Origin of the sequence: Deefgea rivuli DSM 18356 (assembly GCF_000620145.1) — a bacterium.
Classification (GTDB): Bacteria; Pseudomonadota; Gammaproteobacteria; order Burkholderiales; family Chitinibacteraceae; genus Deefgea; species Deefgea rivuli.
In genome coordinates this window covers 1-11,273 of sequence record NZ_JHVM01000025.1, presented here as the reverse complement: position 1 = coordinate 11,273, position 11,273 = coordinate 1, and the positions used below count along the sequence as shown (strand labels likewise).

The window sequence follows — 11,273 nt, the reverse complement described above, 5'->3', positions numbered from 1 at the left end:
ACGCCAATCACGATCAATACCGGCGAAGGTAGTTTGCAACTCACCGGTTTCGACGCGGCAACCGGCAAAGTCACCTACAGCTACGATCCAAGCGTACAAGCGAATGTCGGCGGTAAAGATGTCATCGACAACATCGCCATCACTGTGACGGATAAGAACAATGTCGTTGGTACCGATAGCCTCGATATCGCAATTCAAGACACCGTGCCAACGGCCAATGCCGATACCAACAGCATTCTTGAGAACACCGCGACAACAACCGGCAATGTGATCTTGGGTGACGCTAAAGGCGGCGTAGCCGATATCAATAGCAGCGACACAGGTCTGACATTGACGACTGCTGGCACCTTTGTTGGTAAGTATGGCACGCTGGTCATTGCGGCTAATGGCACGTACACCTATACCCTCGATAACGCGAACCCAACGGTGAACGCGCTGAACCCAGGCCAATCGTTGACGGATGAAGTGTTTAACTACACCGTTCGCGATGCCGATGGCTCGACCAGCTCGGCGAGTTTGAACATCACCGTTAACGGCGCGAGCGATGGCGGCCCAACGGTGTCGATTCCAGATACCGACGGCAACGCAGGTGCGAATGCGTCTGACAAGACGGTTGTAGAAAGCGACGGCCCGATTGCTGGTGACTTTAGCGTTACTGCACCGGACGGCATCAAAGAAATCAACGTTGGCGGCACCGTCATTACAGCGGCGCAACTCGCGACCTTGGGCACAACGCCAATCACGATCAACACCGGTGAAGGTAGTTTGCAACTCACCGGTTTCGATGCGGCAACCGGCAAAGTGACCTACAGCTACGATCCAAGCGTACAAGCCAATGTCGGCGGTAAAGACGTGATCGACAATATCGCGATCACCGTCACCGACAAAAACAATGTTGTGGGTACGGATAGCCTGGATATCGCCATCCAAGACACCGTGCCAACGGCCAATGCCGACAGCAACAGCATTCTTGAGAACACGGCGACAACGAGCGGCAATGTGATCTTGGGCGACGCCAAAGGTGGCGTAGCCGATACCAATAGCAGCGACACAGGCTTGACGTTGACGACTGCAGGTACGTTTGTTGGTAAGTATGGCACGCTGGTCATTGCTGCTAATGGCACGTACACGTATACCCTTGATAACGCCAACCCAACCGTCAATGCCTTGAACCCAGGCCAATCGTTAACGGATGAAGTGTTTAACTACACCGTTCGCGATGCCGATGGTTCAACCAGCACAGCAAAACTCACGTTAACAATCAACGGTGCGAGCGATGGCGGCCCGACTGTATCGATTCCAGATACCGACGGCAACGCCGGTGCGAATGCGTCTGACAAGACGGTTGTAGAAAGCGACGGCCCAGTGACTGGTGACTTTAGCGTTACCGCACCAGACGGCATCAAAGAAATCAACGTTGGCGGCACTGTCATTACTGCGGCGCAACTCGCGACCTTGGGTACGACACCAATCACGATCAACACCGGCGAAGGTGTGTTGCAATTGACGGGTTTCGACGCGGCAACCGGCAAAGTCACCTACAGCTACGATCCAAGCGTGCAAGCGAATGTCGGCGGTAAAGACGTACTCGACAATATCGCGATCACCATCACCGACAAAAACAATGTTGTAGGTACGGATAGCCTCGATATCGCAATTCAAGACACAGTGCCAACGGCCAATGCCGACACGAACAGCATTCTTGAGAACACCGCGACAACGAGCGGCAATGTGATCTTGGGCGACGCCAAAGGCGGCGTAGCCGATACCAATAGCAGCGACACCGGCTTGACGTTGACAACGGCAGGCACTTTTGTTGGTAAGTATGGCACGCTGGTCATTGCTGCTAATGGCACCTACACGTATACCCTCGATAACGCGAACCCAACAGTGAACGCGCTGAATCCTGGCCAAAGTCTCACTGACGAAGTGTTTAACTACACCGTTCGCGATGCCGATGGCTCGACCAGCTCTGCAACGTTAAACATCACTGTGAATGGCGCGAGCGATGGCGGCCCGACTGTATCGATTCCAGATACCGACGGTAATGCCGGTGCGAATGCGTCTGACAAGACTGTGATTGAAAGCGACGGCCCAGTGATCGGTGACTTTAGCGTTACTGCGCCAGACGGCATCAAAGAAATCAACGTCGGCGGCACTGTCATTACTGCGGCGCAGCTGGCGACTTTGGGCACAACGCCAATCACCATCAATACCGGCGAAGGTGTGTTGCAACTGACGGGTTTCAATGCCGCAACCGGCAAAGTGACCTACAGCTACGATCCAAGCGTACAGGCGAATGTCGGCGGTAAAGACGTCATCGACAACATCGCGATCACCGTCACCGACAAAAACAATGTTGTGGGTACCGATAGCCTCGATATTGCGATCCAAGACACCGTGCCAACAGCCAATGCCGACACGAACAGCATTCTTGAGAACACTGCCACGACCACCGGCAATGTGATCTTGGGCGATGCGAAAGGCGGCGTAGCCGATACCAATAGCAGCGACACTGGCTTGACGTTGACGACTGCTGGCACCTTTGTTGGTAAGTATGGCACGCTGGTCATTGCTGCTAATGGCACGTACACCTATACCCTTGATAACGCCAATCCAACGGTTAACGCATTGAACCTAGGCCAATCGTTAACGGATGAAGTGTTTAACTACACCGTTCGCGATGCCGATGGCTCAACCAGCTCGGCGAGTTTGAATATCACCGTTAACGGCACAAATGATGCTCCGGTACTTGATCTGGACGCCAGCGGCGCAGGAACGGGCTTTAGGAATACCTATGTCGAAAACGGCACTGGCGTTGCCATTGCTGATGTGGATTCGCTGATTACTGATGTCGATAGCGCCAACCTGCAAACAGCGACAATCACGCTGAGCAATACGCAAGTGGGCGACGTGTTGAGCTTCACGGGTCTACCAGCGGGCATCACGGGTAGCTCGGCGATTGTGGGTGGCAATATTGTGATTACCCTCACCGGTAATGCCAGCAAAGCCACGTATGAAACGGCTTTGGAAGCCATCCGTTTTAGTAATACTAGCGATTCACCAAGCACGGTTGATCGCGTTATCAATGTCGTTGTGAATGATGGCACTGCGAACAGTAATACCGCCGTCAGTACAATCAGCGTGACTGCAGTCAATGACGCACCTGTGCTTGATCTCGATGCCAGCGCTGCGGGTACAGGCTTTACGACGACTTATGTAGAAAACGCGGCGGGCGTTGCCATTGCCGATGTGGATTCGCTGATTACTGATGTCGATAGCGCCAACCTGCAAACGGCAACGATCACACTGAGCAATACGCAAGTAGGCGATGTGTTGAGCTTCACGGGTCTACCAGCTGGCATCACAGGCAGCTCGGCGATTGTGGGTGGCAATATTGTGATTACCCTCACCGGTAATGCCAGCAAAGCCACGTATGAAACGGCTTTGGAAGCCATCCGCTTTAGCAATACTAGCGATGCACCAAGCACGGTTGATCGGATTATCAATGTGGTCGTCAACGATGGCGCCTTGAATAGCAATACAGCGGTCAGCACCATCAAAGTGACTGCGGTCAATGATGCACCAGATGCCATTGACGACCCTGCGACCCTTGCTGGGCTGAAATCAGAATACTTCGCGTATAGCGAAGGCAATGATGGCGGTAATTTGACGTCACTGGCGATGGTCAATGCCTTTATCGCAACGCACAGTGCTTCGGCTGTGTTTACGGCTAAAAAGTTTGACTACAGCCTAGCCAATGGTGACTTGGGGGCCAATGGCAATCTACAAACTTTCCTCGGTAGCGATGCTGCTTCCTTAAACACCGATCCAGGCAATACCTCTGATGCGATTATCCGCATGACAGGCAATATCACGCTAGCAGCGGGTACCTATAACTTCAAAGTGCTCGCTGATGATGGCTATGTGATTTATATCGATGGTCAAAAAGTAGCTGAAATCGATAAAAATCAAAGCCCAACAGGTACCGAGCACGCGACGTTTAATATCGCGACCGGCGGTAATCACACGATTGAGATTCTGTATTGGGATCAAGGCGGCCAAGCGGTCTTTAAACCAGAACTACGCCAAGGCACCGATGCATATCAATCGCTAGGCAACTTTATCCTCAGCAGCCAAGTACCTTACTCAACCAGCGAAGACACTGCGTTGACACTCAGCCCTGCGGCGTTGCTGGCCAATGATAAAGATCCAGATGGCGATGTACTGACGATTACGTCGGTACAAGGCGCTACGCATGGCAGCGTTGCCTTGGTCAATGGCAATGTCGTCTTCACGCCTGCAGCCAATTACACGGGGCCAGCCAGCTTTACCTACACGATTAGCGATGGTAAAGGCGGCAGCGATACGGCGACGGTTTCACTGCAAGTCACCGCAGTCAACGATGCGCCAGTGTCGAGCAATCAAAGCGTTAACACGCCTGAAGATACGACGTTCAATGGCCAAGTGATTGCGACCGATGTCGATACTGGCGACAAATTGAGCTATGTACTGAAAGCCGGCACCGCGCCGACCAATGGTACGGTGACGATTGACGCTGCGACTGGCGCGTATGTTTACAAGCCAAATGCAAACTACAACGGTGGCGATACCTTCACTGTCACCATCAGCGACGGTCATGGCGGCACGGTCAACTCGGTGGTGACGATCAACGTCACCCCAGTCAATGATGTACCAGTACTTGATCTGGATGCCAGCGGTGCTGGCACGGGCTATACGAATACCTATGTCGAAAATGCAACTGGCATTCGTATTGTAGATACCGACTCATCGGTCATTGATGTCGACAATGCCAACCTGCAAAAAGCCACCATCACGCTCAGTAATACGCAAGCGGGCGACGTGTTGAGCTTCACGGGTCTACCAACAGGTATCACAGGTAGCTCGGCCATTGTGGGCGGCAATATTGTGATTACTCTCACCGGTAATGTCAGCAAAGCGACGTACGAAACCGCGCTAGAGGCCATTCGCTTTAGTAATAGCAGCGAGAATCCGAGCACCGTTGATCGCGTTATCAATATCGTTGTGAATGATGGTACAGCCGACAGCAATACCGCCGTGAGCACTATCAAAGTGACGGCAGTGAATGATGCAGCTGTCATTGGTGGTACTAGCTCAGGCCAAGTGCAAGAAGACACCAATGTTGTGGCAGGCAAAATCACTACTGGCGGTCAATTGACGATTGGCGATGTGGATAGCCCGGCTCTGTTTGTTGCCCAAACCAATACAGCAGGTACGTATGGATCGCTAAGCATTGATACTACTGGCAAGTGGGTCTATACCCTAAATAACTCCGCAGCTAATGTTCAAGCACTCAATACCGCTGACCATAAAATTGAAACCTTCACAGTGCAATCGAGCGATGGCACGAGCAAGACCATCACGGTAAATGTGGATGGCTTGGATGAGCGTTACAACACTGCACCAGTGGCTGCAGACGACTTTAGCTTCACTAAACTCAACCAAGCCGTTTCACTCAATGTATTGGCTAATGATAGAGATTTGCAAAACGACTCATTAACACTGGTTGGCTTGCCGACGGTACTGACAGGACAAGGCGCTATAACGATTAGCCCGACGACTGGCTTCCCAATCTTCACGCCAACGAATGGCTTTATTGGCGACGCGACGATTCAATACACGGTGAATGATGGATTTGGTGGCACATCAACGGCGATTTGGACGGTCAAAGTCGTACCGACAGGCAATGTACTGGATGGTTCAGGCGAAGGCGGCGTGGGTTCTTACTATGTTCGTGGGCCAGAATCTGGCACAGGGGATGTGATTGATGTTGCAACGTCGGCCTATTACATTGCTGGCGGCGGCGCGGTTGGAGGTGCTCAATACACCAGCACGTCAACGGGCAACGATCAGGTCATCCTGACTGGCGGTAGTAATGACCACGTTGAAGCAGGCGCAGGCAATGATCTGATTTACATGGGTGAAACACAAGACATCAACAATTCGGTTGCCGTCAAAGATGTAAATTACTTCCTGAATAGCAAATTCATGAACGATGCCGACGGTACTTTGTCGACCGCCGCCAATAATGACAAACTGGTTCAAGGCATTGTGCAAGAAATGCAGCCCGTCGCCGACTTGGTCAACGCTGGTAGCGGCAATGACACCGTATTTGGCGAAAATGGTTCTGACTCGCTGTACGGCAATACCGGTAATGACAAGCTGTTTGGCGGTGCTGGCCTAGATGCCTTGCGCGGTGGTGCAGGAAACGACTTGCTCGTTGGTGGTGCGGGTGACGACATTCTGCGCGGTGATGCCGGTTCCGATACGTTCAAATGGACGTTGGGCGACCAAGGCACTGCAGGTACACCGGCTCGCGATATTGTGATGGACTTCAATAATGCGAAATCGGGCAATGCCGCCAGTGACACCGACAAACTCGATCTGCGCGACTTATTGCAAGGTGAAAATAGCGGTAGCCTGACGCAATACCTGCACTTTGAAAAATCAGGCAGCGACACGATTGTTCATGTCAGCAGCAAGGGTGAATTTGCCGGTAGCAATTGGACCGCCAAAGAAGACCAAGTCATTACACTGCAAGGTGTGGACTTAACGACGGCAGGCAACGATCAACAGATCATCACTGATCTATTGAACAAAGGTCGACTCATTACCGACTAAACCTGAACGCCAACCAACAAAAAGCCCAGATCAATGATCTGGGCTTTTTTATTTCCACCTTAGGTATTTAGATATAGCGCCTATTAAATAATGGCTGCAAGCCAATACCCTAAGCTAATTTCAAACGGGTAATAGGCCCCGTTGCGCCACTTAAACCTAATGCTTGCAATTGCGCCCACTCACCTTCGCTGCGAACCTGCTCAGCAATGGTCAGCACGCCTAAGCTGGCCGCCATTCGCACGATTTCTTTCAACACCTGCTGATTACCCGGGTGCAAATCAATTTCATGAATGTAACTGCCATCAATTTTGATGTAGGTGAGCGGTAAATCGTACAGGCGCAACATGCCGCTCGCCGAACGACCAAAATGCTCGATGCCAACTTTCACGCCCAGCTGATTCATCTCGGCAGCGAATGTCGCTAGCGTTTCAAACTCTTGTTTAAAGCCATTGCCATTGACTTCCAACCACAGCCGCGAGCGCAGACTCGGATTTAATCCGTGCAATAATTTCGCCAACTCAGCGCGAAATGCCAAACTGCTGAGCGATTCAATATCCAGATTCACCGCATAATCAACACTGTGTTTTTTCAATGCCTGCAAGGCCAAGCGAATTGCGGCCAGATCAAGCTCTGCGGTCAAACCAAAACGCTTGGCAAAAGGCATAAACACGCCGGCATTCAGCAGATTTGGGCCATCTTCTTCAGGCATACGCAGCATCAATTCTTGATGAATCAATTGCCCTTGCCAATCGAGAACCGGATATTGCGCCGTGACAAATAACTGAGCGTCTAGCGCCTGCAATAATCTTTCACGCCATTGCGTATTTGGATTGGGCACTGGCGCCAAATCAACCACCGCCGCCACTGCACTGATCACGCCACGACTCTCGGCCTGAGCTAAGGCCGCATCCGCGCGCGCCAGTACCGCGCTCATGGTTTCGTATTTACTGAACTCGCTGTACCCAATATGAACAAAATCTTCAATCTCGGCCAAAGCGGCCAATTGCGCCAATAAATCATCAACAAACTCAGCCGGCCGTTCAAGCGCGGGCGTAATGAGTGCAAAATCAGCGCCATTTAAACGCGCCGCAATCCAATCCTCACCCTGATCGTCCCAATAGGCCAAGCGTGATGCGATTTGATTGAGCAGCTGATCCGTTTCCTGCCTACCCAGTTTTTGATTCAGCGCCGCCAAATCTTTCAAACGCAAAACCAACAAAAAGCCATGGCTAGCGCGGTCTTCGTCATTCAGTAGACTGGCAAAGCGGCCCATAAAAAAGCTGCGATTCACCAAGCCCGTAATGCTATCTCGATTCACCGAATGATTAAGCTGCTCAATCCGCTCGGATTGCTCATCCAGCATTGATTTCACTCGCACCACCATGCTATTCATCGCCGCCACCACACGGCGCAACTCCACATACGGCGGCTCTGGAATCATAATGAAACGCAAATCACTAATCGCTTCGGCCTGAGCAATCATATCTCGTACAGGTTGGCGCACCCGATTCAGCATCATCCGCACCAACAGCGCCACCACTGCGCCGCCCCCCATAATCCAAAAAAACAGCCGAACAGCTCCTCCCCAAAGCGATTCATACGCAAATCGCGCATGCGCGCGTACTTCCACCGTCCCTGCTTGTTTCCAGCCTTTGCTCACCAAAGCTTGACCAGATTCCACATAAATTGGAAATGCGGCAATAAACCACGCAGGCACTTTGCTGGGTAAATCTTTATTTTTTAATTCAATGATGATTTTTTTATGCGGATCACGAAAACGAATTAATTCAAAATGCCCAGAATCAAATAAAGCAGAAGTCATTAATTCCAGCATCGCCGGATCATCCGCCTGCTGCGATAAGGATAAAGCCAATGAAGCCGCATTATCGCTGCTTTGCGTAAATAATTGCTGCTCTAAATAATTGCGTGCACTGAATGTACTGACGACCAAGCTCACCAGAAAAGCCAGTAAAGTCGAAGCAATAATAATAATTAACATCTGGCGAATTAAAGACATTTTTCTATTCCTTGTTTTCAATACCATCAGCTTGCATCCGCAGCAATACATCTTTCCAGCGGGATAAGCGATCAATCGAGGCGGAAGGCTTGGCACCGGTACCGGCAAATACACCTTCATGATTAAAACTAAATACGGGCGTTAAATCTGGCCTGCGGCTGGCGGGACGGATTTCGGTAATTAGATTATCGAGCACCAAAGGCTCGGCATCGGGTGTGGCATAATAAGTTACAACCATATGTGCCTGACTTATATTGCTATTTTCACCGCCAATTTTTGCTTTCACATAACTAAGGCGTAATTTATCAGGGGAAACCCCTATATCTTTTAATGCCATATATTTGAAAATAGCAAAATCTTCACAATCGCCTCCAGACTTAGCAATCATTTCTAATGGCGTAGCCCAATAGTCAGCTTGATGCCATAATGCTTGATCATCTACAAATTGAAACTTTCTATTGATATACTCATTGACGCGCTTTAGTTTATCCTGCTCCGGCAAAGATTTACTGGCTTGCAATAGCTGCTGTATTTCAGCCACCGTTCTAGCGGCATTTGCACCATAACGTTGCTGTGCTAATTTGATGAGCGTGTCATAATTCCATGCGGAAAACACTGGCAAGGCCCACAGCATCACCAGCGCCAGCACGGCACTAGAAATAAATAGACGCAATAGATGCCGAGTTTTAAGCATATCTGCCAAAGTTGAATCGTTAATCTATAGTAGTAACGGTTAATATTAAAGCATATGCAGCAGACGCAAACATTATTAATTATAATTTTGGAAATCGAGAGAAATGAAGCTTAAACCACTCGCACTATTGCTGCTCGCCTGCGGTAGCACGGCCACTTTTGCCGCATCTAATCTACGCGATGCCGTGGAACAAACCGTTTTACGCAATCCCGAAGTCCGTGCCAAGTGGCTCAATTTCCGCGCTGCGGGCAATGAGCAAGACGTTGCGCGTGGTAACTATTATCCAAAAATCGATTTGCAAGGCTATGCGGGCGTTGAGCGCCAAGATTATCCAAATACCAATACCGGCACTTTTAACCATCCCGGCGTATCGCTGGAATTGCGTCAAATGTTGTTCGACGGCTTTGCCACCTCCGAAGAAGTGCGCCGTCTAGGTTATGGCAAACTCACCCGTTATTACGATTTACTCGCCGCCAGTGATGCCGCAGCGCTGGAAACCACCAATGCGTATTTGGATGTGCTGCGTTATCGCAAGCTGGTGCAGCTCGCCAGCGAAAACTACGCCATTCACCAAGAAACCTTTAATCAAATTCAAGAACGCGTGACTGCGGGTGTCGGCCGCCGCGTTGATTTGGAAACCGCATCGGGTCGTTTGGCTTTGGCCGAATCGAACTGGTTAACCGAATCATCGAATTTGCACGATGTGTCAGCGCGCTATGAGCGCCTGACTGGCGCACTGCCCGCCGCCGAAATGAGTAATGCACCGGACTTTTCGACAAAAACCGCGAAAGATTTGGCCACGCTCAAAGAGCAAATGACACAAAATCCGGCCTTCCGTGCGTCGATTTACAATATTCGCGCTGCGCGTGCTGATGCACAAACCAAGAAAAGCAGTTTTTATCCGCAACTTGAATTGCGCGCCAGCCAAGGTTATGACAACAATCGCGACAATATCGACGGCAGCTATAAAGACGGAAAAATTCAGCTCGTCATGAATTACAACCTGTTCCGCGGTGGAAGCGATACTGCGCGCGCCAGCCAATATGCTGAATTGCTCAATATCGCCCAAGAACTACGCGATAAAACCTGCCGCGATATTCGCCAAACCACACAAATCGCGTGGAATGATACTTATCGCCTGCGAGAACAACTCAAATACCTCGATCAACACGTGCTGTCGACCGAAAAAGCCCGCGATGCCTTCCGTAAACAATTCGACATCGGCCAACGCTCGCTACTGGACGTGCTCGATACTGAAAACGAACTCTTCGAAGCCAAACGCGCTTTGGTTCGCGCCGAATACGATCATCAACTCTCTTACGCACGGGTGTTGATGCAATCGCATGAATTGCTTGCTGCTTTGCAGATTTCGCCGCTCGAAAACACCTCGCCCGACAATGATCTGGGCGACAATTTGGCCGAAGATGAAAAAATCAGCTGCTCAGGCGCTTTGATCGCGGCCGTTCCACTGGATCGCGCCGCTGCTGTAGCAGCGCGCCCACCGCGTAGCGCTGAATCTCTAGCTCCAACGCCAGCGACACCCGTTTCCACTACGCCCACTGCAACGTGCGACAAAACCGTGACTGAGTTTGTTGAAAACTGGCGCACGCAATGGTCTAGCAAGAAAGCCGATGAGTATTTAGCGCTTTACAGCAGTCAGTTTGACGTGGGTGCTGGCCGCACACGCGCCGATTGGGAAGCCAAACGCCGTGCTCGTGTGAACAAAGAAGGCGATATCAGCCTGAAGTTTGAAAACTTTAGCTGCGCCAATGTCAGCAAAGACCGTGCCGACGTGACGTTCAAGCAAAACTACAGCTCGCAAAACTACCAAGACGTAGTCGAAAAAACCTTGGAATTGGTGAGCGAGGGCGGCAAATGGAAAATCAAACGCGAACGCGT

General features: G+C 50.8%; 4 protein-coding genes. 2 read left to right on the top strand and 2 right to left on the bottom strand.

The features are described 5' to 3' along the window. Positions 1 to 33 precede the first annotated feature (33 nt). A complete protein-coding gene (locus tag Q320_RS21570) occupies positions 34 to 6,663 on the top strand; it encodes a cadherin-like domain-containing protein (RefSeq protein ID WP_211251218.1) in 6,630 nt (2,209 codons plus the stop codon). A gap of 109 nt (positions 6,664 to 6,772) precedes the next feature. On the opposite strand, the gene Q320_RS0109910 is transcribed toward Q320_RS21570, so the two are convergent. Both Q320_RS0109910 and Q320_RS0109905 read right to left on the bottom strand, forming a co-directional pair. Next, on the bottom strand, positions 6,773 to 8,680 hold the full coding sequence (locus Q320_RS0109910) for a bifunctional diguanylate cyclase/phosphodiesterase (protein WP_027468866.1): 1,908 nt from the start codon (positions 8,678 to 8,680) through the stop codon (positions 6,773 to 6,775). A gap of 4 nt (positions 8,681 to 8,684) precedes the next feature. Continuing rightward, positions 8,685 to 9,374: a transglutaminase-like cysteine peptidase gene (locus Q320_RS0109905; protein WP_084282550.1), complete on the bottom strand. Its 690-nt coding sequence runs from the start codon at positions 9,372 to 9,374 to the stop codon at positions 8,685 to 8,687. A 103-nt stretch (positions 9,375 to 9,477) separates the two neighbouring features. On the opposite strand from Q320_RS0109905, the gene Q320_RS19395 reads away from it, so the two are divergent. Then, a partial coding sequence (locus Q320_RS19395; protein WP_051534611.1) for a TolC family outer membrane protein occupies positions 9,478 to 11,273 on the top strand: 1,796 nt, incomplete at its 3' end.